Source organism: Streptomyces sp. NPDC101165 (assembly GCF_044768135.1).
Classification (GTDB): domain Bacteria; phylum Actinomycetota; class Actinomycetes; order Streptomycetales; family Streptomycetaceae; genus Streptomyces.
On sequence record NZ_JBIWPG010000005.1, the window covers coordinates 169529 to 194857 of the forward strand.

Annotated in this window: 24 protein-coding genes; 21 read left to right on the top strand and 3 right to left on the bottom strand. The window is 69.7% G+C overall.

What is annotated here, in order from left to right:
• Positions 1-16 precede the first annotated feature (16 nt).
• Complete coding sequence (locus tag ACIRVH_RS12250; protein ID WP_403951345.1) at positions 17-319, bottom strand: ferredoxin; 303 nt, start codon at positions 317-319, stop codon at positions 17-19.
• A 519-nt stretch (positions 320-838) separates the two neighbouring features.
• Here ACIRVH_RS12250 and arc point away from each other — a divergent pair.
• The 5 genes from arc to prcA all read left to right on the top strand — a co-directional run bounded on the left by arc (position 839) and on the right by prcA (position 6623).
• Positions 839-2605 carry a proteasome ATPase gene (gene arc, locus ACIRVH_RS12255; RefSeq protein ID WP_403951347.1) on the top strand — a complete coding sequence of 589 codons (1767 nt, stop codon included), beginning with the start codon at positions 839-841 and terminating at the stop codon, positions 2603-2605.
• A gap of 232 nt (positions 2606-2837) precedes the next feature.
• Complete coding sequence (gene dop, locus ACIRVH_RS12260; protein ID WP_403951350.1) at positions 2838-4349, top strand: depupylase/deamidase Dop; 1512 nt, start codon at positions 2838-2840, stop codon at positions 4347-4349.
• Between the two features lie 199 nt (positions 4350-4548).
• Entirely contained in the window at positions 4549-4767 is a 219-nt protein-coding gene (locus ACIRVH_RS12265) for a ubiquitin-like protein Pup (protein WP_403951352.1), read from the top strand.
• A gap of 202 nt (positions 4768-4969) precedes the next feature.
• Entirely contained in the window at positions 4970-5812 is an 843-nt protein-coding gene (gene prcB, locus ACIRVH_RS12270; RefSeq protein ID WP_403951354.1) for a proteasome subunit beta, read from the top strand.
• A gap of 61 nt (positions 5813-5873) precedes the next feature.
• Complete coding sequence (gene prcA / locus ACIRVH_RS12275; protein WP_403951357.1) at positions 5874-6623, top strand: proteasome subunit alpha; 750 nt, start codon at positions 5874-5876, stop codon at positions 6621-6623.
• 60 nt (positions 6624-6683) lie between these two features.
• Here the strand turns inward: prcA and ACIRVH_RS12280 are convergent, their stop codons facing one another.
• Positions 6684-7700, bottom strand: coding sequence for a LacI family DNA-binding transcriptional regulator (locus tag ACIRVH_RS12280; RefSeq protein WP_403951360.1), 1017 nt, complete (start codon positions 7698-7700; stop codon positions 6684-6686).
• 143 nt (positions 7701-7843) lie between these two features.
• On the opposite strand from ACIRVH_RS12280, the gene ACIRVH_RS12285 reads away from it, so the two are divergent.
• From ACIRVH_RS12285 to ACIRVH_RS12360, 16 genes are all read left to right on the top strand, one after another.
• A complete protein-coding gene (locus tag ACIRVH_RS12285; protein WP_403951361.1) occupies positions 7844-9103 on the top strand; it encodes an MFS transporter in 1260 nt (419 codons plus the stop codon).
• 9 nt (positions 9104-9112) lie between these two features.
• Positions 9113-10474: a Pup--protein ligase gene (gene pafA, locus ACIRVH_RS12290; protein WP_097255646.1), complete on the top strand. Its 1362-nt coding sequence runs from the start codon at positions 9113-9115 to the stop codon at positions 10472-10474.
• Between the two features lie 143 nt (positions 10475-10617).
• Positions 10618-11616, top strand: coding sequence for an FKBP-type peptidyl-prolyl cis-trans isomerase (locus ACIRVH_RS12295; RefSeq protein ID WP_403951364.1), 999 nt, complete (start codon positions 10618-10620; stop codon positions 11614-11616).
• A gap of 94 nt (positions 11617-11710) precedes the next feature.
• Positions 11711-12082, top strand: a complete 372-nt coding sequence (locus ACIRVH_RS12300) for an FKBP-type peptidyl-prolyl cis-trans isomerase (RefSeq protein WP_403951367.1) — start codon at positions 11711-11713, stop codon at positions 12080-12082.
• A 147-nt stretch (positions 12083-12229) separates the two neighbouring features.
• Positions 12230-13207: a helix-turn-helix transcriptional regulator gene (locus ACIRVH_RS12305; RefSeq protein ID WP_403951368.1), complete on the top strand. Its 978-nt coding sequence runs from the start codon at positions 12230-12232 to the stop codon at positions 13205-13207.
• Between the two features lie 19 nt (positions 13208-13226).
• The gene (locus ACIRVH_RS12310) at positions 13227-14267 is read left to right on the top strand and encodes a helix-turn-helix transcriptional regulator (protein ID WP_403951371.1); all 1041 of its coding nucleotides are present in this window, start codon (positions 13227-13229) and stop codon (positions 14265-14267) included.
• Positions 14268-14296: 29 nt separating this feature from the next.
• Positions 14297-14557: a hypothetical protein gene (locus ACIRVH_RS12315; RefSeq protein ID WP_403951374.1), complete on the top strand. Its 261-nt coding sequence runs from the start codon at positions 14297-14299 to the stop codon at positions 14555-14557.
• A 20-nt stretch (positions 14558-14577) separates the two neighbouring features.
• Positions 14578-14772, top strand: a complete 195-nt coding sequence (locus ACIRVH_RS12320; RefSeq protein ID WP_403951377.1) for a hypothetical protein — start codon at positions 14578-14580, stop codon at positions 14770-14772.
• A 257-nt stretch (positions 14773-15029) separates the two neighbouring features.
• A complete protein-coding gene (gene tatA / locus ACIRVH_RS12325; protein WP_403951379.1) occupies positions 15030-15308 on the top strand; it encodes a Sec-independent protein translocase subunit TatA in 279 nt (92 codons plus the stop codon).
• 47 nt (positions 15309-15355) lie between these two features.
• Positions 15356-16309 (top strand): twin-arginine translocase subunit TatC, encoded by a 954-nt coding sequence (tatC, locus tag ACIRVH_RS12330; RefSeq protein ID WP_403951381.1) that lies wholly within the window; start codon positions 15356-15358, stop codon positions 16307-16309.
• Between the two features lie 82 nt (positions 16310-16391).
• Positions 16392-19244 carry a DEAD/DEAH box helicase gene (locus tag ACIRVH_RS12335; protein ID WP_403951384.1) on the top strand — a complete coding sequence of 951 codons (2853 nt, stop codon included), beginning with the start codon at positions 16392-16394 and terminating at the stop codon, positions 19242-19244.
• Between the two features lie 429 nt (positions 19245-19673).
• Positions 19674-21338, top strand: a complete 1665-nt coding sequence (locus tag ACIRVH_RS12340; protein ID WP_403951387.1) for a sensor histidine kinase — start codon at positions 19674-19676, stop codon at positions 21336-21338.
• On the top strand, positions 21335-21739 hold the full coding sequence (locus tag ACIRVH_RS12345) for a roadblock/LC7 domain-containing protein (protein WP_145882813.1): 405 nt from the start codon (positions 21335-21337) through the stop codon (positions 21737-21739). The genes ACIRVH_RS12340 and ACIRVH_RS12345 overlap by 4 nt, the downstream gene beginning before the upstream one ends.
• Positions 21736-22152, top strand: coding sequence for a DUF742 domain-containing protein (locus ACIRVH_RS12350; protein ID WP_403951390.1), 417 nt, complete (start codon positions 21736-21738; stop codon positions 22150-22152). Before ACIRVH_RS12345 ends, ACIRVH_RS12350 begins: the two co-directional genes overlap by 4 nt.
• The gene (locus tag ACIRVH_RS12355; RefSeq protein ID WP_403951393.1) at positions 22133-22753 is read left to right on the top strand and encodes a GTP-binding protein; all 621 of its coding nucleotides are present in this window, start codon (positions 22133-22135) and stop codon (positions 22751-22753) included. The genes ACIRVH_RS12350 and ACIRVH_RS12355 overlap by 20 nt, the downstream gene beginning before the upstream one ends.
• A gap of 44 nt (positions 22754-22797) precedes the next feature.
• On the top strand, positions 22798-24282 hold the full coding sequence (locus tag ACIRVH_RS12360) for a cytochrome P450 (RefSeq protein ID WP_403951396.1): 1485 nt from the start codon (positions 22798-22800) through the stop codon (positions 24280-24282).
• Between the two features lie 15 nt (positions 24283-24297).
• Here ACIRVH_RS12360 and ACIRVH_RS12365 read toward each other — a convergent pair whose 3' ends face one another.
• Positions 24298-25251: an RluA family pseudouridine synthase gene (locus tag ACIRVH_RS12365; RefSeq protein ID WP_403951398.1), complete on the bottom strand. Its 954-nt coding sequence runs from the start codon at positions 25249-25251 to the stop codon at positions 24298-24300.
• Between the last annotated feature and the right edge of the window lie 78 nt (positions 25252-25329).

Consider the following 25329-nt stretch of genomic DNA (forward strand, 5'->3'; position numbering starts at 1 on the left):
CGGCCCCGGGCCCGACTCACTCCGCGTCGGGCCCGTACACCTCGACCTTGTCCGAAACCCGGCGCACGTGGATGCACTCGCCGGGGCACTCCTTCGCCGAGTCCACGACGTCCGTGAGCAGCGGCAGCGGCACCGGGGTCGTGGCCCCCGTGTGCAGGAGCAGCTCGTCGTCCGCGCCCTTCACATAGGCCAGCCCGTCGATGTCCAGCTCGAACACCTCGGGGGCGTACTGGGCGCAGATCCCGTCGCCGGTACACAGGTCCTGGTCGATCCAGACCTCCAGCGCCTCGCCGCCCGGGGCCTCCTGCTGCACGGTCATCTCTCCTGCCTTCGGTTCGCCGGGCGGTGCCCGAGGCGCGAAGGCCAGCCGGGTCCGCTCCAGCGGCTGTTGAACACCTCGACCCTACCTCCGCCCGCTTTGCGCCACTGTTCGGCGGGGGCCGGGGTTTCCTCCCGGGGCCCCTCGGGTACGACCGCCCGACCGGGGAAGGGAGCCCCGGTGGACCGGGGGAGCGCTTCAGGCCACCCCGACGGTGACGCCGATCGTTCGTATCGTCGCTCTGCGTGATGATCACGGGAGCGTCCGTAGGCCTGCCCGCGTACCGGCCGACCGGCCCGGAAGGGACAACTCCGGCCAGTCCTGAAGGCTTTTGACCGTCCCCGACAAGGAACAACCCGCTTCTGAATCACGTTGAGTGGGTATTCCCTCCGTGCGAGAGGGAGCGCACCGGGTGACCGACGACACACCTTGACAGTCTCTGTGATCTAGGGGTTTCAATCGTCACCCACCCAGGTAGGGTCTGGAAGCGTCCAGCTCCCCTTGGAGGAGGTGAGGACCGTGGCAGCCCACGACGACGACATGAACCGCGGCATCCGCCCGGGACGAGGGTCCGACGACCCGGCCGGGCAGATTGCCTACCTTGAGCAGGAGATCGCCGTCCTGCGACGTAAGCTCGCCGACTCTCCGCGACACACGAGGATTCTCGAAGAGCGGATCGTCGAGCTGCAGACGAACCTGGCCGGCGTCTCCGCCCAGAACGAGCGACTGGCCAACACGCTCCGCGAGGCCCGCGACCAGATCGTGGCCCTCAAGGAGGAGGTCGACCGGCTCGCCCAGCCGCCGGCCGGCTTCGGTGTCTTCCTGCAGGCCAACGAGGACGGCACGGCCGACATCTTCACCGGCGGTCGCAAACTGCGGGTGAACGTCAGCCCGAGCGTCGAACTCGAAGACCTCAGGCGCGGCCAGGAGGTCATGCTCAACGAGGCGCTCAACGTGGTCGAGGCCATGGAGTACGAGAGCGTCGGTGACATCGTCACCCTCAAGGAGATCCTCGAGGACGGCGAGCGCGCCCTCGTGCTGGGGCACACCGACGAGGAGCGGGTGGTGCGGCTCGCGGAGCCGCTGCTGGACGTCACCATCCGCCCCGGCGACGCCCTGCTGCTCGAGCCCCGCTCCGGCTACGTCTACGAGGTCGTGCCCAAGAGCGAGGTCGAGGAGCTCGTCCTCGAAGAGGTCCCCGACATCGGCTACGAGCAGATCGGTGGCCTGGGCAACCAGATCGAGGCGATCCGCGACGCGGTCGAGCTGCCGTACCTCTACCCGGACCTGTTCAAGGAGCACGAGCTGCGGCCGCCGAAGGGCGTCCTGCTCTACGGGCCTCCCGGCTGCGGCAAGACCCTGATCGCCAAGGCCGTGGCGAACTCGCTGGCCAAGAAGGTCGCCGAGGTGACCGGCCAGGCCGCCGGCAAGAGCTTCTTCCTCAACATCAAGGGCCCCGAGCTGCTCAACAAGTACGTCGGCGAGACCGAGCGGCAGATCCGCCTGGTCTTCCAGCGTGCGCGTGAGAAGGCCAGCGAGGGCACCCCCGTGATCGTCTTCTTCGACGAGATGGAGTCCCTCTTCCGCACTCGTGGCTCCGGTGTCAGCTCGGACGTGGAGAACACCATCGTCCCGCAGCTGCTCGCCGAGATCGACGGCGTGGAGGGCCTGCAGAACGTGGTCGTGATCGGTGCCTCCAACCGTGAGGACATGATCGACCCCGCCATCCTGCGCCCCGGCCGGCTCGACGTGAAGATCAAGATCGAGCGTCCGGACGCCGAGGCGGCGAAGGACATCTTCGGCAAGTACCTCACCGAGCGGCTCCCGCTGCACGCCGACGACCTCGGCGAGCACGGCGGCAGCAAGGAGACGACCGTCCAGAGCATGATCCAGACGGCGGTCGAGCACATGTACGCCGAGACCGAGGAGAACCGCTTCCTGGAGGTCACCTACGCCAATGGCGACAAGGAAGTCCTGTACTTCAAGGACTTCAATTCCGGCGCCATGATCGAGAACATCGTGGGCCGCGCCAAGAAGATGGCGATCAAGGACTTCCTGGAGAAGAGTCAGAAGGGTCTCCGCGTCTCCCACCTGCTCCAGGCCTGTGTGGACGAGTTCAAGGAGAACGAGGACCTGCCCAACACCACCAACCCGGACGACTGGGCCCGGATCTCCGGAAAGAAGGGCGAGCGGATCGTGTACATCCGTACGCTCATCACCGGAAAGCAGGGTGCGGACACCGGCCGCTCGATCGACACGGTGGCGAATACCGGTCAGTACCTGTAAAGGCAGGGCGGCTGCGGGTGCCCTCGGCGGGTACCCGCAGCCGACTGTTTTTCTGGCCACGACCGGAGCAGGCAATGACGCAAATGATCTCCCCACCAGCGCAAAGGCGTTCTAGGCTCTTTCCTACCGCCGAGTCGCGCAGTGCGGGGACGGGCACCGCACACGCACCGGAGCTCCAGCGGTACTTGAGCGGCGCCCACGACCGAGGGTGCCGCCGGGCAAGGAGGGCCGCATGACCGTACGGCGAGTAATGGGCATCGAGACGGAGTACGGGATCTCCGTCCCCGGCCACCCGAACGCCAATGCCATGCTCACCTCGTCCCAGATCGTCAACGCCTACGCCGCGGCGATGCACCGGGCCCGCCGGGCCCGCTGGGACTTCGAGGAGGAGAATCCGCTGCGGGACGCGCGAGGGTTCGACCTCGCCCGGGAGGCCGCCGACGCCAGCCAGCTCACCGACGAGGACATCGGCCTTGCCAACGTGATCCTCACCAACGGTGCGCGCCTGTACGTGGACCATGCCCACCCCGAGTACAGCGCCCCCGAGGTGACCAATCCCCGCGACGCCGTCCTCTGGGACAAGGCCGGCGAGCGGATCATGGCCGAGGCCGCCGAGCGGGCCGCCCAGCTGCCCGGCGCCCAGCCGATCCACCTCTACAAGAACAACACCGACAACAAGGGCGCCTCCTACGGCACGCACGAGAACTACCTGATGAAGCGGGAGACCCCCTTCTCGGACATCGTGCGCCACCTCACGCCCTTCTTCGTCTCCCGTCAGGTCTTCGCGGGAGCGGGCCGCGTCGGCATCGGTCAGGACGGGCACGAGCACGGCTTCCAGATCAGTCAGCGTGCGGACTACTTCGAGGTCGAGGTGGGTCTGGAGACCACCCTCAAGCGCCCGATCATCAACACCCGGGACGAGCCCCACGCGGACGCGGAGAAGTACCGCCGCCTGCACGTGATCATCGGCGACGCCAACCTCTCCGAGATCTCCACCTACCTCAAGCTGGGCACGACCGCGCTGGTCCTGTCCATGATCGAGGACGGCTTCATCGCGGTCGACCTCGCGGTGGACCAGCCCGTGCGCACGCTCCACCAGGTCTCCCACGACCCGTCCCTCAAGCGCGTGGTCACCCTCCGCAGCGGCCGGACACTGACCGCGGTCCAGTTGCAGATGGAGTACTTCGAGCTGTCCCGCAAGTACGTGGAGGAGCGCTTCGGGGCGGACGCCGACGAGCAGACCAAGGACGTGCTCTCCCGCTGGGAGGACACGCTCAACCGGCTGGAGAACGACCCGATGAGCCTGGCCGGAGAGCTGGACTGGGTCGCCAAGCGGGAGCTCATGGAGGGCTACCGCCGCCGTGACGGCCTCGACTGGGACGCCGCCCGGCTGCACCTGGTCGACCTGCAGTACGCCGACGTACGGGCCGAGAAGGGCCTCTACAACCGTCTGGCGGCCCGCGGGCGCATGAAGCGGCTGCTGGACGAGTCCGAGGTCGACAGGGCCCGTACCAAGCCGCCGGAGGACACGCGCGCGTACTTCCGCGGCCGCTGCCTGGAGCAGTACGCGGACGACGTGGCCGCGGCCTCCTGGGACTCGGTCATCTTCGACCTGCCCGGCCGGGACTCCCTCCAGCGCGTTCCAACCCTCGAACCGCTTCGCGGAACGCGAAATCACGTCAAGGAGCTGCTGGACCGCTGCCGCACGGCGGAAGACCTGGTCAGGGTCCTGTCAGGCGGCTGACCGCGGCCGGCCGGTACGCGTACCGGCCCGGGCGGGGCAGGGTGGAAAGCCCGCCGCCCGGGAATCATCGAGGTGGTCCCCGCATGTTGTCGAAACTGCGGGGCCGATGTCGGACCCGGCTTGTAGGGTCTGATCATCACCGATCGGCAGGAATGCCGACCCGTCGACCATGTCGGGCGAACTGAGCGGGGTGAGGGTTATGGCAACCAAGGACACCGGCGGCGGCCAGCAGAAGGCGACGCGCTCCACCGAGGAGGTCGAGGAGCAGGCGCAGGAGGCGCAGGATCAGGGCGACCTCAAGGAGCGGCACGAGAAGCTGTCCGACGACGTGGACTCCGTCCTGGACGAGATCGACGACGTCCTGGAGGAGAACGCAGAGGACTTCGTGCGTTCCTTCGTGCAAAAGGGCGGGCAGTAGACCGACCTTACCTTCGAATCCAAGGTTCGAGGGTGGGGGAGTCGTGAGTGGCCGATGAGCGGACGACGAAGCGCTGCTCGCGGCCGGAGGAGTCCGGTCCGCGAGCAGTCTTCGTTCTGGATGTCGGCTCCGGCCGAGCATGTGGATCACCGTCACGAGCCGGGTAAGGTCCGTGACATACCGCTTACTTGGAAGGAAACTTGTGGAAGCCAATACTCGTGGCACCGGGCGTCTACCAGCTGCCTTCCTGACGCCGGGCTCTTCTTCGTTCATGGACTTCCTCGCCGAGCACCAGCCCGAGATGCTGCCCGGCAAGCGGCAGCTGCCCACCCAGGGGGTGATCGAGGCGCCGCACGGCACGACCATCGTGGCCGTCACGTTCCCCGGCGGTGTGGTGCTGTCCGGTGACCGCCGCGCCACCATGGGCAACGTCATCGCCCAGCGGGACATCGAGAAGGTGTTCCCGGCGGACGAGTACTCGGCCGTCGGTATCGCCGGCACCGCCGGTCTCGCCGTCGAGATGGTCAAGCTCTTCCAGCTCGAGCTGGAGCACTTCGAGAAGGTCGAGGGCGCCCAGCTGTCGCTGGAGGGCAAGGCGAACCGGCTGTCGACCATGATCCGTTCCAACCTCGGCATGGCCATGCAGGGCCTGGCTGTGGTGCCCCTGTTCGCGGGGTTCGACCTGGACCGGGAGAGGGGACGCATCTTCTCCTACGACGTCACGGGCGGCCGCTCCGAGGAGCACAACTTCGCCGCGACGGGCTCCGGCTCGATCTTCGCGCGGGGTGCCATGAAGAAGCTGTTCCGTGACGACCTGACCGAGGAGCAGGCCACGATCCTGGTGGTCCAGGCCCTGTACGACGCGGCAGACGACGACTCGGCGACCGGTGGTCCCGATGTCGCCCGCCGGATCTACCCGATCATCACCGTGATCACCGAGGACGGCTTCCGCCGGCTCTCCGACGACGAGTCCTCCGAGCTCTCCCGCGCGGTGCTCCAGCGCCGCCTGGAGGAGCCCGACGGTCCCAAGGCCGCCCTGCTCTGAGCGCGGGCCCGGTTCTTATCAAGGTGATCCAGTGACCATGACAGAAAGGGACGGATAACCGGTGTCGACGCCGTTCTATGTCTCACCCCAGCAGGCCATGGCCGACCGGGCCGAGTACGCCCGCAAGGGCATCGCCCGCGGCCGCAGCCTGGTCGTGCTGCAGTACGCCGACGGCATCGTCTTCGTCGGCGAGAACCCGTCCCGCGCGCTGCACAAGTTCAGCGAGATCTACGACCGGATCGGCTTCGCGGCCGCCGGCAAGTACAACGAGTACGAGAACCTCCGCATCGGCGGCGTCCGCTACGCCGACCTGCGCGGTTACACCTACGACCGGGACGACGTGACCGCCCGCGGTCTCGCCAACGTCTACGCCCAGACCCTCGGCACGATCTTCTCCAGCGCCGCCGAGAAGCCGTACGAGGTGGAGCTGGTCGTCGCCGAGGTCGGGGTCACCCCCGAGGGCGACCAGATCTACCGGCTGCCGCACGACGGCTCGATCGTCGACGAGCACGGCTCGGTCGCGGTCGGCGGCAACGCCGAGCTGATCAGCAACTACCTGGACCAGCGTCACCAGGACGGCATGAGCCTGGCCGAGGCGCTGAAGCTGGCCGTGCAGGCCCTGTCCCGCGAGTCGAACGGCTCCCAGCGGGAGATCCCCGCCGAGCGCCTGGAGGTCGCGGTGCTGGACCGCACCCGCCCGCAGACCCGCAAGTTCAAGCGCATCGTCGGCCGTCAGCTCGCCCGCCTCCTGGAGGAGAACGGCGCTGCCACCGAGGCGGAGAGCTCCGAAGAGGAGAGCTCCGAGGAATAGCCCCGTCCACATCCCGCTCCCGTGTGCCCCGACCGGTCCGCCGGTCGGGGCACACGGCGTTCAGGACGCGCGAGGCGGCGCCGTGGACCCCCGTACGACCAGTTCCACCGGAATGTCCCCACGCTCGGGCTCGCGGCCCTCCAGGACCGCCAGCAGGGCCTCCATCCCGCGCTCCCCGAACAGCTCGGCGTCCAGTCGCACCGTTGTCAGCTCGGGGTCGAGGGCCGTGGCCAGGGCCAGGTCGTCCAGGCCGGTCACCGAGACGTCGTCCGGAACGCGCAGGCCCAGGCGGCGCAGGGCCTTGTAGGCGCCGGCGGCCAGCTTGTCGTCGTCGCAGACCACCGCCGTCGGCCGGGGGCCGGGCGCGGTGAACGCGGCCTCGGCGGCGGCCAGGGCGCCCTCGATGGAGATCGGCGCGGGTGCCGTACGGATCTCCGTCCCCGGCACGGCGGCCAGGCGCGCCGCCAGCTCCCGCGCACGCATCTCGAACGTCCAGGAGGGCACGTCGGCGGCCAGGTGCAGGACGCGGCGGTGGCCGAGGCCCAGCAGGTGCTCGGCGACCTGCCGGACGCCGTCGGCGATGTCCAGGTTCACCGTCGCCGCGCCCAGGCTGCCCTCGGGGTCGCTGTCGAGCATGACCAGCGGCAGCTGGTCGCCGCGGATCGCGGTGAGCGCGTCGGCCGCCATCGAGGAGGCGATGACGCCGTCCAGGGCGGCCTGCGCGGAGGCGAAGGGGTCGCGGGCCGGGCCGATGCCCTCGGGGGAGGGGTACAGCACGACGCCGAAGCCGTGCCGGGCGGCCACCCGTGCCGCGCCCGTGTAGACACCGGCGAAGAACTCCGTGGTCAGCGCCGGCACCACGAGCAGGACCGTGCGGGTGCGGCCCAGGCGCAGGTTGCGGGCGGCCAGGTTGGGCCGGTAGCCCAGCTCGCGCGCGGCCTCCCGGACCCGCTCGGCGGTTGCCTCCGAGACCCGGCCGCGCCACTTGTCGCCCAGCACGAGCGAGACGGCCGCCTGGGAGACCCCGGCCGCCTGTGCGACGTCACGGCTGGTCGGGCGCGTACTACTGCGTGCCACGGCGGGGGCCTGCTTCTCTTCTGTCCGGTCGTTCACCTCCGGGCGCTCCGGCCCTTCGGCTCACTCCCGGTCATGTGGACGTGTGAACAGCGCACATGGTACGTATGAGTGGCGACGTTATACGTAACACTTGGAGGCGGGACATGGCCGCGGGATACCTGGAGATCCTCAGGGCGAGACACGCGGCCCGTCTGCTGACCGGCACCCTGGTGGGCCGGCTGCCCAACGCGACCGCCGCGATCGCCCTGGTGCTGTTCGTGCGCGGCGAGGGTGGCACGTACAGCCTGGCGGGCGCCCTCGCAGCCGTGTACGGCGTCGCCAACGCGGTGGGCCAGCCGTTGCTGGGCCGCCTGGTGGACCTGTACGGCCAGCCGCGCGTCCAGTTGCCCGCCGTCGTCCTCTCCGCCCTCGCCATGACGGCCTTCGCCTTCTCCGGCACCGACCCGCTGCCCTTCGCTTACGCCGCGGTCGCGGCCGCCGGCCTCTTCACGCCGCCCCTGGAGGGCGGCCTGCGCGCCCTGTGGCCCTCCGTACTGCGCCGCCAGGAGCAGGTGCACACCGCGTACGCCATGGACGCCGTCGCCCAGGAAGTCATGTTCACTGTCGGCCCGTTGCTGGTGACCCTGTGCGTGTCCCTGTGGTCGGAGCGTGCGGCCCTGCTGGTGCTCAACGCCGTCGGCGTCCTCGGCGCCCTCTCGGTGGTCGTCTCGCCGCCCTCGCGCGCGTGGCGCTCGGCCCCGCGCGAGGCGCACTGGCTCGGCGCCCTGCGCTCGCCCGGCCTGCTCGTGCTGCTCGGCGCCTTCCTGTTCGTCGGCATCGCGCTCGGCTCCATCACCGTGGCCTCGGTGCCGTACGCCGACGACCACGGCGGTGACGCCGTCTACGGCTGGCTGATGGCCGCGCTCGGCCTCGGGGCCCTCGTCGGCGGCACCGTCTACGGCGCGCGCCGGTGGAGCGGCACGCCCGAGCGGCGACTGCGGGTCCTGGTGGCGCTTCTGGCGGTGTGTTACCTGCCGCTGATGCTGATGCCGGGCGCGGTCGCCATGGTGCTGCTCACCGTGGTCTCCGGAGTGTTCCTCGCCCCCTGCATCGCGTGCGCGTTCATCATCGTCGACCGGCACGCGCCGAGCGGCACCGTCACCGAGGCGTTCTCCTGGCTTGTGACGACGTTCACCGTGGGTGCCTCGGTCGGAACGGGGCTGGCGGGCCCGGTGGTCCAGGCCGGTGGCGCGCTGTGGGGATTCGCCCTCCCGGGTGTCGCGGGGGCCGTGTCCCTGCTGGTCCTGCTCGCCACCGGACGGGTCCTCGCAGCTCCCGCGCGGAGCGGGGTTGTTGCGGCTTCATCGGAAAATGATCCAAATCGTGCTGCCGAACCCCGTTTCAGCTCAGGGGATCGGGCGTAATGTTCAGTCATGGACCGCCGCATTTTCGGGCTGGAGAACGAGTACGGCGTCACGTGCACGTTCAGGGGACAGCGGCGCCTGTCTCCTGACGAGGTGGCGCGGTACCTCTTCCGCCGTGTCGTGTCATGGGGCCGCAGCAGTAATGTCTTTCTGCGAAACGGCGCCCGGCTCTATCTCGACGTGGGGTCACATCCGGAATACGCGACACCCGAATGTGACAACGTGATCGAACTGGTCACCCACGACAAGGCCGGCGAGCGCATTCTCGAAGGACTCCTGGTGGACGCGGAACGACGCCTGCACGAGGAGGGAATCGCGGGCGACGTCTACCTCTTCAAGAACAACACCGACTCGGCGGGCAACTCCTACGGCTGCCACGAGAACTATCTGGTGGCGCGGCACGGGGAGTTCTCCCGACTCGCGGACATCCTCATCCCCTTCCTGGTGACCAGACAGCTGCTGTGCGGCGCGGGCAAGGTCCTGCAGACCCCGCGCGGCGCCGTCTACTGCGTCAGCCAGCGCGCGGAGCACATCTGGGAGGGCGTCTCCTCGGCGACGACCCGCTCCCGGCCCATCATCAACACCCGCGACGAACCGCACGCGGACGCCGAGCGCTACCGCCGCCTGCACGTCATCGTGGGCGACTCGAACATGTCCGAGACGACCATGCTGCTCAAGGTCGGCGCCACCGACCTGGTGCTGCGCATGATCGAGGCGGGCACCGTGATGCGCGACCTCACCCTGGAGAACCCGATCCGGGCGATCCGCGAGGTCAGCCACGACATCACCGGCCGGCGCAAGGTGCGCCTGGCCAGCGGCCGGGAGGCCTCCGCGCTGGAGGTGCAGCGCGAGTACTTCGACAAGGCCGTGGACTTCTGCGACCGCCGGGGCATCCGCACCGGCACCGTCGCGCAGGTCCTGGAGCTGTGGGGCCGCACCCTCGACGCGATCGAGACCGAGGAGCTCGACCGCATCGGCACCGAGATCGACTGGGTCATGAAGTACAAGCTCATCGAGCGGTACCGGGCCAAGCACAACATGACCATGTCGCACCCGAGGGTCGCCCAGATAGACCTCGCCTACCACGACATCCACCGCCGTCGTGGTCTGTACTACCTGCTGGAGAAAAGGGGCCAAGCCGCCCGTATCTGCAACGACTTGAAGATCTTCGAGGGTAAGTCGGTTCCCCCGCAGACCACTCGGGCCCGGCTGCGCGGCGACTTCATCCGCAGGGCACAGGAACAGCGCCGGGACTTCACGGTCGACTGGGTGCACCTGAAGCTCAACGACCAGGCGCAGCGCACCGTGTTGTGCAAGGACCCGTTCCGTTCGGTGGACGACCGGGTGGAGAAGCTCATCGCCGGAATGTGACAAAGGTACGTGAGTCAAGCGTTTCCGCATCGAATTGCCGGAACGCCACACGGGCGTCGTACGTTTCCCGTACGGCGCCCTTCTCGCGTCGTAGAGTTGCGCGCACGCCAATCCACAAGATCGACCGATTACGAGGCATCTCCGTGCGCCGACGCTCCCTCCTCCTCGCCGCTGTACCCGCAGGACTGGTCACGCTCGCCGCGTGCGGCGACGGCAAGTCCGACTCCAGCAAGGCCAGTGCGTCACCGTCGCCCTCGGCGTCCACGCCCCCGCCCAAGATCGTGGAGGGGCCGCTGCCGGCGATCACGGCGGGCACGAAGTTCGGCGAGAAGCCCACGGTCGCCAAGGGACCGGGCGAGCCCTCTAAGAACCTCGCGGTGAAGACGGTCATCCCGGGCAACGGCCGCACGATCGCGGAGAACGACTTCATCCAGGCGAACTACCTGGGCCAGATCTGGAGCACCGCCAAGGTCTTCGACAACTCCTACGACCGCAACCCGCTGGTCATCCAGCTCGCCCAGGGCGGCATCATCGACGGCTGGCGGTACGCGATCGCGGGCAAGAAGGTGGGCAGCCGGATCGAGCTCGCCGTCCCGCCGGAGCTGGGCTACGGCAAGGCGGGCAACCCGAAGGCGGGCATCAAGGGCACCGACACCCTGGTCTTCGTCATCGACCTGATGGACTCCTTCAACTCCAAGAGCTCCGCCCAGGGCAAGCCGGTCCCGCAGACCGACGCCGCCCTGCCCAAGGTCGGCACCAACACCGACGGCAAGGCGCCCGAGATCACCGTCCCGAAGTCCGAGCCGCCGAAGAAGCTGGTGTCGACCTACGTCCTGGAGGGCGACGGCGACGAGGTCAAGGCGAACCAGGCGATCCTGTGCCAGTTCAAGGCCGTGGTCTGGGACGGCGGCAAGACGTTCCAGCAGACGTACGGCTCCGGGCGGCTCAGCCAGTTCTCCCTGGAGCAGATGCAGCAGGCCGTCAAGGGCCTGGCCCAGGGGCTGACCGGCAAGAAGGTGGGCAGCAGGGTCCTCGTCGTCATCCCGCCGGAGCTGGGTTACGGCGACAACCCGCCGAGCGGCGGTGTCGTCAAGAAGGGCTCCACGCTGGTGTTCTCGGTGGACATCCTGGCCGCGATGTAGCCGTGCCGCGCCGTGGTGGCGATGGCAGGCGACAGACCGTCGGGGATGAAAGACTGTCCGTGTTTCGTGTCGTACACAAGCAGGAGCTTTTGACGTGAGCATCGACAAGCCCGAGATCGACTTCCCGGGCGGCGAGCCCCCGGCGGACCTCGAGATCAAGGACATCTGGGAGGGTGACGGCGCCGTTGCGGAGGCGGGCCAGACCGTCACCGTCCACTACGTGGGTGTTGCCTTCAGCACGGGCGAGGAGTTCGACGCCAGCTGGAACCGCGGCACGCCGTTCCGCTTCCCGCTGGGTGGCGGCCGGGTCATCAAGGGCTGGGACCTCGGCGTGCAGGGCATGAAGGTCGGCGGCCGCCGCCAGCTGACCATTCCGGCGCACCTCGCCTACGGCAACCAGAGCCCGACCCCGGCGATCAAGCCCGGTGAGACGCTGATCTTCGTGGTGGACCTGATCGCGGTCTGATCGTCGTACGGCCTGTTTTTCGGGATGAGACCGGACCCGATCGACTGGGGCCCATGCCTGTCCGGGCATGGGCCCTCGGCTTTGCCAGGCCACTTCTGAGCGGTACGGTCATCGTCCGTAAGCACCATAGGGAGGCGAAGGGCGTCGATGGCCATTGCCAAGGCGGAGCGGCTGATGAACCTCGCGCTGTGTCTGCTCGGGACACGGCGGCCGCTCAGCAAGCGGGAGCTTCGCGACTCCATCGAGGCTTACGTGGAGGCCGCCAGGCCGGAAAAGGGCGCTGCCGGCTCGGAAGACTCCTTCAACCGGATGTTCGAGCGGGACAAGGACGACCTGCGCGAGCTGGGCCTGGTCATCGAGACCGTCGAGAACATCGACGGAGAGGTCGGCTACCTCGCCCGCCGTGACAGCAACCGGCTGCCTCCCATCACCCTGGACGCCGAGGAGGCCGCCGCCCTCGGTCTCGCCGCCAAGGTCTGGCAGCAGGCCCGCCTGGCCGGAGCGGCCAGTGGCGCCCTGCAGAAGCTGCGTGCGGCGGGGCTGCCAGAGGACGTCGACCCGTACGAGGCCCATGGTGCCCTGGAGCCGCGCATCCCGGTGCACGAGGCCGCGTTCGAGCCGCTGATGCTGGCGTGCCGCGACCGCCGCCCGGTCGTCTTCGACTACCGCAAGGCTTCCGCCGCCCACCCCGAGCCCCGGCACGTCGAGCCGTGGGCGCTGGAGTGCTGGCGCGGCCACTGGTACCTGGCCGGCTGGGACCGCGACCGGGGCGCCGAGCGCGTCTTCCGGCTCTCCCGGATCACCGGCCGGGTGCGCTCGCGGGGCACCGGCTTCACCGCGCCCGTTCCGGACGTCGTCACCGTGCGCGAGACGGTGGCGGGCTGGGCGGGCGAGATCGCCGACCGTTCGGCGCTGATCAGGCTGCGTTCCGGCGCCGGTTACCCCCTTCGGGCGAAATCCACCGAGGTCCGGGAACTCGGTGACGGCTGGGACGAGTTGGAGATTCCGTACGGGCACGGCCTGGACGCCTGGCTGGTGGAGTTCGGGCCGGACGTGATCGTCGTGGAGCCGGCCGAGCTGCGGGCCGACGTGGTGGACCGGCTGCGTGCCGTGGCCAAGGGCTGAGGAGGAGCGGAGCAGAACCATGGCAGGCAAACCGGTCAGGCCCGTGAACGCCATCGACCAGACCCGGCGAATGCTCTCGCTGGTCACCTACCTCAGGGAGCGCCCCGGCGCCAGGATCGCGGACGTCGCGCGCGCCTTCGGCATCACCGAGGACGAGCTGGTCTCCGACCTCGATCTGCTGCCCATGTGCGGCACCAGCTTCCGCGGCGGCGATCTGCTCGACATCGACACCGACGGCGAGCGCATCTGGTGGCACAACGCGGCCGCGCTCGGTGAGGAGGCGGCCGAGCCGCTGCGGCTCGCCGCCGACGAGGCCACGGCCCTGCTGGTGGCCGCCCGCGCGGTGTCGACCCTGCCCGGCCTGCGGGAGGGCGACCGCCAGGCCCTGCTGCGCGCGACGGCCAAAGTGGAGACGGCGGCCGGCGAGGTCGCCGGCGCCAGCTCCCGTCTCTCGGTGACCTTCGAGTCCGAGGGCGGCGTCTTCGCCGACGTCGACCGGGCCATCTCGGAGCGTCGCCGGCTGTGGATCCGCTACTACTCACCCGCCCGTGACGAGGTCACCGAGCGTGAGATCGACCCCATCCGCCTGGTCAGCGTCGGCCACACCTATGTGGAGGCCTGGTGCCGCCGCTCGGAGGCCCGGCGCACCTTCCGGCTCGACCGGGTCGCCGAGATCAGGATCCTGGACGAGCCCTCGGCACCGCCGGAGATCGAGCTGCGGGACCTCTCCGAGGCGCTGGTGCAGCCGGCCGCCGAGGACCCGGAGGTCGTGATCGAGGTCGGCCCCGGCGGCCGCTGGGTGGCCGAGTACTACCCGCACGACAGCGCCGATGAGCTTCCCGACGGCGGGCTGCGTATCACTCTGCGCACCCCCGATCCGGCCTCCCTGCGCCGGCTGGCCCTGCGCCTCGGCCGCGACGGCAGGATCGTCTCGCCGTCCGAGCTGGCCGACAGCGCCCGCACGGCGGCCCGCGAGGCGCTGGCGGCGTACGACACACCGCCGACGGCGGCGCACGGTGGTCACGACGGGCAGGACGACAGGCAGGAGCGAGGGCTTTGAACGAGTCTGCGGGGTCCGGTGCTGGGGAAATGACGGTGGCGGCCGCCTTCGCGGGGATGAAGAGAGTGGTCCCCGTGGTGTTCAAGGCCGGCTGCCCGAACTGCCGGGGCCGCTTCGAGCTCGCCGCGAGCGCCCTGCGCCTGGCCATCGGTGCCACGAGCCGGACGACGTTCTACTCCTTCACCTGCCCCGACTGCGGCTCCTCGGTGCGCAAGCCGGCCGGGGAGCGCATCGTCGAGCTGCTCACCGGCGGCGGCGTCAGGACCCTGCGGCTGCACTCCACCGTGTAGGACCGTCTAGGCTCGACGTCATGTTCTGGCCGATGTTCGCGGTAGCCGTGGGTTTCCTGAGTCTGGCCGTCCTGGGGGTGCTCGCCGTACGGGTCTTCCTGGAGGCGCGGCGTCTCGGGGAGCAGGTCTCGGCCTCCGCCCGCCGTATCAACAGGGCGGCCGAGGATCTGGAGCGGGCGGCGGTCAGCGCGGCCCGCGCCGCGGACACGCTGTGAACGACACTCCCGGAACCTGTGAGTCGCTCACGGGATGCGCTTTGGGCCACTTCGCCCTGTCATGCTGACTGCCGGGACAGGTACGCTCTGATCGCGGTGCGAAGAGCGAGGCGCGTACCGCGGACCGGGAGTACGCACGGGGATTGCCTGACGTTCACCCCTGAGCGTTACGATCGCTGTCAGCACGACCATCGGACACATGTCCGACTGGTCGGACAGCACCCCATCCAGTCGCCTCGGTGAGAAGGTAAAGACTTATGTTCGGAAGGCTCGGAGCCCCCGAGATCATTCTCATCCTCGTCGTCATCGTGCTGCTGTTCGGCGCGAAGAAGCTTCCGGACATGGCCCGCTCGCTCGGCAAGTCCGCGCGCATCCTGAAGAGCGAAGCCAAGGCGATGAAGGAGGAGGGCAACGCCTCCGCACAGGCTCCCACCTCCAACGAGCAGCCTGCGGCCCAGCGCACCATCCAGGCGGCCCCCGGCGACGTGACCAGCTCGCGGCCGGTCAACGAGCCGACGGACACCACCAAGCGCTGACGCAGCGCCGGAACCCTCCGGCCTGCCGCACGAGATGAGGACGTGGGTTGCTCAAGCCTGCCCGCAAGAAGGAGAAGGATCCCGAGGGGCGGATGCCCCTTGCGGATCACCTTCGTGAGCTCCGCAACCGGCTCGCGAAGGCACTGCTGGCCATCGTCGTCGTGACGGTCGTCGCCGCCTTCTTCTACAACGACATCATCAACTTCCTGACCCAGCCGATCCTCGATTCGGTCGGATGCGGGAAGACCTTCGAGGAACTGGCCCGTTCGACCGCCAAGTCGCAGCCCTGCGCGCGGATCACCATCAACGGCCTCCTCGCCCCGTTCACCCTGGCCCTGCAGGTCTCGCTGACGGCCGGCGTCGTCTTCGCCTCGCCGATCTGGCTGTACCAGCTGTGGGCGTTCGTGGCTCCCGGGTTGCACAGGCACGAGAAGAAGTACGCCTACGCCTTCGTCTTCACCGGCGCCCCGCTGTTCCTCGCCGGTGCGTTCTTCGCGTACAAGGTGCTTCCCACCACCGCGAAGGTGCTGATCGACTTCACGCCGAACGGCAACATCGACAACCTGCTGCCGCTGGACGACCTGCTCCAGCTGGTCACGCGCATGGTGATCGTCTTCGGTCTCTCCTTCGAGCTGCCGCTGCTGCTGATCATGCTCAACCTCACCGGGGTGCTCAGCGGCGAGCGCATGCTCGGCTGGTGGCGCGGCATGATCCTCGGCATCACGGTCTTCGCGGCCGTGGCCACGCCGAGCACCGACCCGCTGTCGATGCTGGCGCTCGCCGGACCGATCTGGGTGCTGTACTTCGGAGCGGTCGGCTTCTCGCTGCTCAACGACAAGCGCAAGCGCCGCCGCGAGGCCGCGGGTCCGGCCGACGACGAGGCCTCCGACCTGGACCTCACGCCCGAGGACATCGGCGACGTCGAGCCCGTCCCGGCACACCGGGCCCTGCCCGAGCAGTCGGGCACGGAGCGGGTCAACGGTTACGACGACGTCACCTGAGCGTCCACCGAGCCGCACCGCGATGCCCCCGTCCCCGAGGACGGGGGCATCGTGCTGTGTCGATCAACGCACGTTCGGGATAATGATCGTCCTGTTGTCAGTGCCGCCCGGTACGCTCGAAAGCACGATGACAGAGGATCTCTCACCGGCCGAGCGGTACGCGGCAGCCCGGAGGCGGGCAGCCGAGCAGGCCACCGCGCTCGCGTCCTTCCGCGAGATGTACGACTTCGGCCTCGACCCCTTCCAGATCGAGGCCTGCCAGGCCCTCGAAGAGGGGAAGGGCGTGCTGGTGGCCGCCCCCACCGGCTCGGGCAAGACGATCGTGGGCGAGTTCGCCGTCCACCTCGCCCTGCAGCAGGGCAAGAAGTGCTTCTACACGACACCCATCAAGGCGCTGTCGAACCAGAAGTACGCCGACCTGTGCCGCCGCTACGGCACGGAGAAGGTCGGCCTGCTCACCGGCGACAACAGCGTCAACTCCGACGCCCCGGTGGTCGTGATGACCACCGAGGTGCTGCGGAACATGCTGTACGCAGGCTCGCAGACCCTCCTCGGCCTCGGCTACGTGGTCATGGACGAGGTGCACTACCTCTCCGACCGCTTCCGCGGCGCCGTCTGGGAGGAAGTGATCATCCACCTGCCCGAGTCGGTGACCCTGGTGTCGCTGTCGGCGACCGTGTCCAACGCCGAGGAGTTCGGCGACTGGCTGGACACCGTCCGTGGTGACACCGAGGTGATCGTCTCCGAGCACCGGCCCGTGCCGCTGTTCCAGCACGTGCTCGCCGGGCGCCGGACGTACGACCTGTTCGAGGAGGGCGAGGGCCACAAGAAGGCCGTCAACCCCGACCTCGTCCGGCTCGCCCGCATGGAGTCGACCCGGCCGTCGTACCAGGACCGCCGGCGCGGCCGCGCGATGCGCGAGGCCGACCGCGAGCGGGAGCGCAGACAGCGCTCGCGCGTGTGGACGCCGGGCCGGCCCGAGGTCATCGAGCGCCTCGACTCCGAGGGTCTGCTGCCCGCGATCACCTTCATCTTCAGCCGCGCCGCCTGCGAGGCCGCCGTCCAGCAGTGCCTGTACGCGGGCCTGAGGCTCAACGACGAGGAGGCGCGGGAGAAGGTGCGCGCGCTGGTCGAGGAGCGCACCGCCGCGATCCCGTCCGAGGATCTGCACGTCCTCGGCTACTACGAGTGGCTGGAGGGCCTGGAGCGGGGCATCGCCGCCCATCACGCGGGCATGCTGCCGACCTTCAAGGAGGTCGTCGAGGAGCTGTTCGTCCGCGGACTGGTCAAGGCCGTGTTCGCCACCGAGACCCTCGCCCTGGGCATCAACATGCCCGCCCGCTCGGTGGTCCTGGAGAAGCTCGTCAAGTGGAACGGCGAGCAGCACGCCGACATCACGCCCGGTGAGTACACCCAGTTGACGGGGCGTGCGGGCCGGCGTGGCATCGACGTCGAGGGCCATGCCGTGGTGCTGTGGCAGCGCGGGATGAGCCCCGAGCACCTCGCCGGTCTCGCGGGCACCCGTACCTATCCGCTGCGCTCCAGCTTCAAGCCGTCGTACAACATGGCGGTCAACCTGGTCGATCAGTTCGGCCGGCACCGCTCGCGCGAGCTGCTGGAGACCTCCTTCGCGCAGTTCCAGGCCGACAAGTCGGTCGTCGGGATCTCCCGACAGGTGCAGCGCAACGAGGAGGGACTGGAGGGCTACAAGGCCTCCATGACCTGCCACCTCGGCGACTTCGAGGAGTACGCGCGGCTGCGCCGCGAACTGAAGGACCGTGAGACCGAGCTGGCCCGGCAGGGCACCAACCAGCGGCGGGCCGAGGCGGCCGTGGCCCTGGAGAAGCTCAAGCCCGGCGACGTCATCCATGTCCCCACGGGCAAGTACGCCGGGCTGGCCCTGGTGCTGGACCCCGGCCTGCCCGCCGGCCGCTCCAACGGCCACCGCGGCTTCGACCACCACGACGGCCCGCGCCCGCTGGTGCTGACCGCCGAACGGCAGGTCAAGCGGCTGGCGTCGATGGACTTCCCGGTCCCGGTCGAGCCGCTGGACCGGATGCGGATCCCGAAGTCCTTCAACCCGCGCTCGCCGCAGTCCCGTCGGGACCTCGCCTCGGCACTGCGCAGCAAGGCGGGGCACATCCCGCCGGAGCGGGCCCGCAAGAAGCGCTCGCAGGCCGCCGACGACCGCGAGATCGCCCGGCTGCGCACGGACATCCGGGCGCATCCGTGTCATGGGTGCAACGACCGTGAGGACCACGCCCGTTGGGCCGAGCGCTACCACCGGCTGCTGCGGGACACCTCGCAGCTGGAGCGGCGCATCGAGGGCCGCACGAACACCATCGCGCGGACCTTCGACCGGATCGTCGCGCTGCTCACCGAGCTGGACTACCTGCGCGGCGACGAGGTCACCGAGCACGGCAAGCGGCTCGCCCGGCTCTACGGCGAACTCGACCTGCTGGCCAGTGAGTGCCTGCGCGAGGGCGTGTGGGAGGGACTCGACCCGGCCGAACTCGCCGCCTGTGTCTCGGCGTTGGTGTACGAGGCCCGGGTCGGCGACGACGCCATGGCACCCAAGCTGCCCTCCGGCAAGGCGAAGGCCGCGCTCAGCGAGATGGTCCGGATCTGGGGCCGGCTGGACGGTCTGGAGGAGGAGTTCCGGATCACCCAGACCGAGGGCGTCGGCCAGCGCGAGCCGGACCTCGGCTTCGCCTGGGCCGCGTACATGTGGGCCTCGGGGACGGGGCTCGACGAGGTGCTGCGCGAGGCGGAGATGCCCGCGGGTGACTTCGTGCGGTGGTGCAAGCAGGTCATCGATGTCCTCGGGCAGATCTCGGCGGCATCTCCCGTGGCGGGCTCGACCGTGGCCAAGGCTGCGCGCAAGGCTGTTGATCAGTTGCTGCGAGGGGTTGTCGCCTATTCGTCGGTGGGTTGATGTTCCGTCGGCGTGTGCCGACGCCAGAAGGGCGCCGAGCCTGGCTCGGCGCCCTTCTGGCGTCTCGACGCCCCATGTGCGCTCTTCGGCCCGGCATCGAGGGTGTCGGTCCGACCGCCGGAGTCTGAGCCGTCTTTTCACTCATCACGGTGAGTAGTTTTCGTACACCCATACGCCATCACGTGTTGTGTTCGAGTGATCACCGAGCGTGTAAATGGAGTCGAGCGTACTCCTGTTGCGTTGGCGATTTCAGGTGCTTGCCGAATATGACACGGCGATGATCCGGTCGGACTAAGCTCGCCCGCGGCGCACCGAGTTGAGGTGAATTCGTGCGTCTGTTCCCAAACTTCCCGATGATCCCTTCGGTTCCATGACTCTTCCCCCCGCAAGCTCTCCTGACACCCAGCCGACTCGTCTCAGAAGGCATCCATGGTGAGTGTTCAAAAGCCTCCCGGTGGCCGTGAACGTCCTTATGCGCGCGTGCTGTTGCTGCCGGCCATAGCGATGGCCGCGGCGACCGCGGCGGCGGTCGCCCTGGCTCCGGCCTCGGCCCGGATCGCCGTCGGCGGGTGCGGGGCTGTGGCCCTGCTGCTGGTCCTCGCCACGGCCTCCGAAGCCGTCCGCCGCGGACGCAGACTCCGCGAGGCACAGGCCGAGCACGCCCGTCACACCGCGTATCTGGAGCGCCGCCTCGCCGCTCACGACGCGGAGATCGTCCGCCTCGGCGGCGACGTCCTGCCCACCGCGCTTCTCCGGCTGCGGCACGGAGAACCGCTCAGAGAAGTGATGCGCAAGGTCGTCGACAACGACCGCGAACTGCGCCACATGCCCGAGTCGCAGCGCACCCTGCTGCGCACGGCGCTGAAGGGCGCCGACTTCGAGATCTCGATGCGCGACGCCACCGAGCGCTCCTACGTCAGCATCGCCCGCCGCATCCAGGCCATCGTCCACCAGCAGGCCAACGAACTGCGGGAGATGGAGGAGGACCACGGCCGCAACCCCGAGGTCTTCGACGACCTGCTGCGCATCGACCACGGCACCGCGCTGATCGGCCGTCTCGCCGACACCATCTCCGTGCTCGGCGGCGGCCGCCCCGGCCGTCAGTGGCCGCTGCCCGTCTCGCTCTACAGCGTGCTGCGCGGTGCGATGTCCCGGATCCTGGAGTACCGGCGCATCGAGCTGAACTCCATCGTCAACATCAACATCAAGGGCACGTCCGTCGAGCCGCTCCTCCACGCGGCCGCCGAACTCCTCGACAACGCCACCCGCTACTCGCCGCCGTCGACCAAGGTGCACGTCACCGCCGCCGAGGTGCAGTCGGGCCTCGTCATCGAGATCGAGGACGCCGGCGTCAGCCTCAGCGAGGAGGGCCGCGCCCGCATCGAGAAGGCGATCTACGACGCCATGGCGGGCGACGACGCGGAGAACCTGGGCTCGAACCCGCGCCTCGGCCTCGCCGTCGTCGGCCGGCTGTGCAAGGCGTTCGACATGCAGGTCTCGCTGCGCGCCTCCGCCTACGGCGGCGTCCGCGCGATCCTCGTCGTACCGCGCGTGATGACCACCACCGAGCCCGGCGTCGGCGCCGCCCACGGCATCGGTGCGACCGGTGTTCCCAAGCCCGAACTCGGCGCGGTGGAGGGCCCGAAGCGCAGGCCCAAGAAGCGCCGCCCCACCAGCCCCCGCATCCCCGCCGGGATCTCGATGGAGGACGACGTCCCCGAGGTCACCGAGTGGACGGCGGGCGGTCTGCCGCAGCGCCGCAGCCGGGTGAAGACCCCGCTCAGCCAGCGGTACGCCGAACAGGCCGCCATCGAGCGCGCCGAGCGCGAGGGCAAGCCGACCATCTGGTCCCAGCACAAGCCCGAACCCGAGCCAGAGCCCGAGATCGACCCCGAGATCCAGAAGCTCCGGGACCGGCCGCCGGGCATGTGGGTCGACGACTTCTGGAACGGCCTGCGGAAGGGCATGCCCGAGGACGCCACCGCGCCCGAGCTGACCGACTTCACGCGGAACCCCACCAAGTACCTGCACCTGCTCAACGATTCGGACACCGCCATCGAGGGCGCCACCGACGACGAGGGGAACCTCAAGTGATCCAGCAGCGAGGCAACTTCGACTGGATGCTCAAGCAGCTCAACGACGGCGTACCGGGCGTCCAGATGATCGTGGTCCTCTCCGCCGACGGTCTGCGCATCGCCCGCTACGGCGGCGACCCCGACGCGGCCGACCGGGTGGCCGCCGCCTGCGCGGGTGTTCAGAGCCTCGCCGGTGCCATCATTCAGGAGATCGAGGGTGCCGGCGACATGAAGCTCGTCGTCATCGAGATCGAGGGCGGCTACTTCTACCTCATGGACGCCGGCGCCAACGCCTACCTGGCCGTGCTGGCCGACGTGACCTGCGAGCCGGGTCGGATGGCCGGCATGATGCGCGACCTCGTCGTCCGGATCGGAGCCCATCTCACCAGTCCGCCCCGGCGGAACGGGCAGACCGTATGACTCCTCCGCAACGCAAACGGCGCCTGCCGCAGCAACTGCCGCCTCCACCGCCGCCGCCCCCCGCACCGGCGGACGGCGAGGAGAAGCCCGGGAACCCCGAACGGCTGTACGCCATCGCCGACACCGTCGACGGCGGCCGCGCCGAACTCGACCTGGTCACCTTAATCGTGGCGCGATCCGCGCCTCCTCCGTCGGCCTCACCGGAGGAGGCGGCCGTGATCCAGCTCTGTGCCTCCCCTCTGTCCGTGGCCGAGCTCTCGGCCTACCTCAACCTGCCGTTCAGCGCGATGACCGTCCTGATCACCGAGCTGATCACGAACGAACTGGTGCAGGCACGCGCCCCGATCGTCCGCAAGGCGCTCCCGGACCGTTCTCTCCTCGAAGCGGTGATGCATGGACTTCAACGGCTCTGACACCATCCCCGGCCCACGCACCGGGGATCACCTCCCGCAGACGGCCCAGGCCGCGGTGAAGATCGTGATCGTGGGCGGCTTCGGCGTCGGCAAGACCACCATGGTCGGTTCGGTCAGCGAGATCAGGCCGCTGACCACCGAGGAGACCATGACCCAGGCCGGGATCGGGGTCGACGACAACTACGGCTCCGAGACCAAGACCGCCACCACCGTGGCCATGGACTTCGGCCGCATCAGCATCACCGACAAGCTGGTGCTCTATCTCTTCGGCACCCCCGGCCAGGAGCGCTTCTGGTTCCTGTGGAACGGCCTGTTCGAGGGCGCGCTCGGCGCGGTCGTCCTGGTCGACACCCGCCGCCTGGAAGTCAGCTTCGACGTCATGGGCCGCCTGGAGGAACGCGGCGTCCCGTTCGTCGTCGCCGTCAACTCCTTCCCCGACGCTCCTCGTTACCCGACCGAGGAACTGCGCACCGCCCTGGACCTGGCCCCGGAGATCCCGATCATCGACTGCGACGTGCGCCGCCGGGCCTCCAGCAAGGACGTGCTGATGACCCTGATGCGCTTCCTGCACTCGCTCGCCATGTCCGGCGCCCTCACCTGACCCGCATCCGACCCGCCCCCCACCTTCCGCTCCGGAGCGACACTGTGACGCCTGAATCCCCATCCCTCACCGGCACCGACGCCACCGCCGGCCCGCCGCCCGGCTGCCCGGCGCACGGCCTCGGTCCCGGAGGAGTGCACCGGCTCTACGGCCCCGACGCGGCGGACCTGGACGACCTCTACGAACGGCTGCGGGAGGAGCACGGCAGCGTCGCGCCCGTGCTGCTCCACGAGGACGTACCGGTGTGGGTGGTCCTCGGGCACTCCGAGAACCTGCACATGGTCCGCAGCCCCTCCCAGTACGCCCGCGACAGCCGGATGTGGACCGCACTGCAGGAGGGCCTGGTCAAGCCCGACCACCCGCTCATGCCGCACATCGCCTGGCAGCCCATCTGCGCGTTCGCCGAGGGCGACGAGCACCAGCGGCTGCGCGCGGCGGTCACCGGCGCCATGTCGACCATCGACCACCGCAGCATGCGTCGCCACATCGGCCGCTACACCCAGGAACTCGTCAACGACTTCTGCGAACGCGGCCGGGCCGACCTGGTCTCCCAGTTCGCCGAGCACCTGCCGATGGCCGTCATGTGCGAGCTCCTCGGCATGCCCGAGGAGTACAACGACCGGATGGTGCAGGCCGCCCGTGACGCGCTCAAGGGCACCGAGACCGCCATCGAGAGCCATGGGTACGTCATCGACGCGCTGAGCCGGCTCACCACCCGCCGCCGAGCCCGGCCCGACGACGACTTCACCAGTCACCTCATCACCCACCCCGCGGGACTGACCGACGACGAGGTCCGCGAACACCTGCGCCTCGTCTTCTTCGCGGCCTACGAGGCCACCGCCAACCTGCTCGCCAACGCGCTGCGCATGGTCCTCACCGAGCCGGGCTTCCGTGCCCAGCTCAACGGCGGCCAGATGACCGTGCCGGAGGCGATCGAGCAGTCCCTGTGGGACGAGCCGCCGTTCAGCACCGTCCTCGGCTACTTCGCCAAGCAGGACACCGAGCTGGGCGGCCAGCGCATCCGCAAGGGCGACGGGCTGCTCTTCGCGCCCGCCCCGGGCAACGTGGACCCGCGGGTGCGGCCCGACCTGTCCGCCAACATGCAGGGCAACCGCTCCCACCTCGCCTTCGGCGGCGGCCCTCACGAGTGCCCCGGCCAGGACATCGGCCGTGCCATCGCCGACGTCGGCGTGGACGCCCTGCTGACCCGGCTCTCGGACATCCAGCTGGACTGCGCCGAGGAGGATCTGCGCTGGCGGTCGTCGATCGCCTCCCGGCACCTGGTGGCCCTGCCGGTGCGCTTCGAACCGAAGCCCCAGCAGGACGCCGGCCTGCCGCCCAGCCCGTCGCACATCCCGAACCAGCGCGCCACCTGGCAGGTCGGCTCCCTCCGTCCGGAACCGGCCCCCATTCCGGAGCCCGCCCCGGCGATCCCGCGCCCCGCCCCGGAGCCGGCCCCCGCGGCACCGGTGCAGCCCCGCCGCCAGAACGTGTGGCAGCGGATGCTGCGCTGGTGGCGGGGGGAGTGAGTGAGGGGAGCGGGGTCAGGGCTGCTCGCCGGCCCACCGCTCGGGCGAGTGCCAGGCCTCCAGCGTCCGCCCGCTGACGAACGCGTGCTCCGCCCCCGTCACCGGATCGGTGAACTCCAGCCTCCGTGCGAGCAGTTGCAGCGGACGCCGGAAGTCGCCGGGCGGTACGGGGGCGGTCACCTCCGGGTAGAGCGGGTCGCCGAGGATGGGGATGCCCAGTGCGCTCAGGTGCACCCGCAGCTGGTGGGTCTGCCCCGTCTCCGGGACGAGCCGGTACCGGCCCAGCGTGGCCCGGTGCTCGGCCAGCTCCACCCGGGTCACGGCGTTCGGCTCGCCCTCGATCTCCCGCGCGGCCGGGATGCCGCGTTCCTTCAGGATCCGGCTGCGCACGGTCCGGGGCAGGGCGAGCGAGGCGTCGTACGGTGCGATCGCCTCGTACTCCTTGCGGACCAGCCGGTCCGCGAACAGCGTCTGGTACGCGCCGCGCTCCTCGGGCCGCACCGTGAAGAGCACGAGACCGGCGGTGAGCCGGTCCAGCCGGTGCGCGGCGGACAGCGAGGGGATGCCCAGCTCGGTCCGCAGCCGGGCCAGCACGGTCTGGGCGACATGCGAGCCGCGCGGGGTCGTCGCGAGGAAGTGCGGCTTGTCGGCCACGACGATGTGCGCGTCCCGGTGGATCACCTCCACCGGGAAGGGCACCGGCACCTCGGCGGGCAGCTCCCGGTGGAACCACACGAACATCCCCGGCTCGTACGGCGCGTCCGGCGCCACCGCCCGGCCGTCGGCGCCCACGATCAGCCCCGCGTCGAACATCTCCTCGACCACGCCGGGCCCGGCCCCCGTCAGCCGCTCGACGAGATACTCCCGCACGGTCGCCCACACCCCGCCGAACGGCAGCCGCACCCGCACCGGGTCGACACCGTCACGCTGGGGGAGCGGGGCGGGCGGGGGCGGGGTACGGCGTCTCATCGGTCAAGGGTACGAGGCCGCTCGGACGGCGGACGAAAGCGGCGGCACCCCGTCAGGGTGCCGCCGCTCGCGCAGTGT

Excerpts from the sequence above, each read along its gene's own strand:
- ACIRVH_RS12250 (WP_403951345.1), bottom strand. The coding sequence starts at position 319 with ATGACCGTGCAGCAGGAGGCCCCGGGCGGCGAGGCGCTGGAGGTCTGG.
- dop (WP_403951350.1), top strand. The coding sequence starts at position 2,838 with ATGACCGTACGGCGAGTAATGGGCATCGAGACGGAGTACGGGATCTCC.
- ACIRVH_RS12265 (WP_403951352.1), top strand. The coding sequence starts at position 4,549 with ATGGCAACCAAGGACACCGGCGGCGGCCAGCAGAAGGCGACGCGCTCC.
- ACIRVH_RS12285 (WP_403951361.1), top strand. The coding sequence starts at position 7,844 with ATGGCCGCGGGATACCTGGAGATCCTCAGGGCGAGACACGCGGCCCGT.
- pafA (WP_097255646.1), top strand. The coding sequence starts at position 9,113 with ATGGACCGCCGCATTTTCGGGCTGGAGAACGAGTACGGCGTCACGTGC.
- ACIRVH_RS12305 (WP_403951368.1), top strand. The coding sequence starts at position 12,230 with ATGGCCATTGCCAAGGCGGAGCGGCTGATGAACCTCGCGCTGTGTCTG.
- ACIRVH_RS12310 (WP_403951371.1), top strand. The coding sequence starts at position 13,227 with ATGGCAGGCAAACCGGTCAGGCCCGTGAACGCCATCGACCAGACCCGG.
- ACIRVH_RS12315 (WP_403951374.1), top strand. The coding sequence starts at position 14,297 with ATGACGGTGGCGGCCGCCTTCGCGGGGATGAAGAGAGTGGTCCCCGTG.
- ACIRVH_RS12320 (WP_403951377.1), top strand. The coding sequence starts at position 14,578 with ATGTTCTGGCCGATGTTCGCGGTAGCCGTGGGTTTCCTGAGTCTGGCC.
- tatA (WP_403951379.1), top strand. The coding sequence starts at position 15,030 with ATGTTCGGAAGGCTCGGAGCCCCCGAGATCATTCTCATCCTCGTCGTC.
- ACIRVH_RS12335 (WP_403951384.1), top strand. The coding sequence starts at position 16,392 with ATGATCGTCCTGTTGTCAGTGCCGCCCGGTACGCTCGAAAGCACGATG.
- ACIRVH_RS12340 (WP_403951387.1), top strand. The coding sequence starts at position 19,674 with ATGGTGAGTGTTCAAAAGCCTCCCGGTGGCCGTGAACGTCCTTATGCG.
- ACIRVH_RS12350 (WP_403951390.1), top strand. The coding sequence starts at position 21,736 with ATGACTCCTCCGCAACGCAAACGGCGCCTGCCGCAGCAACTGCCGCCT.
- ACIRVH_RS12355 (WP_403951393.1), top strand. The coding sequence starts at position 22,133 with ATGGACTTCAACGGCTCTGACACCATCCCCGGCCCACGCACCGGGGAT.
- ACIRVH_RS12365 (WP_403951398.1), bottom strand. The coding sequence starts at position 25,251 with ATGAGACGCCGTACCCCGCCCCCGCCCGCCCCGCTCCCCCAGCGTGAC.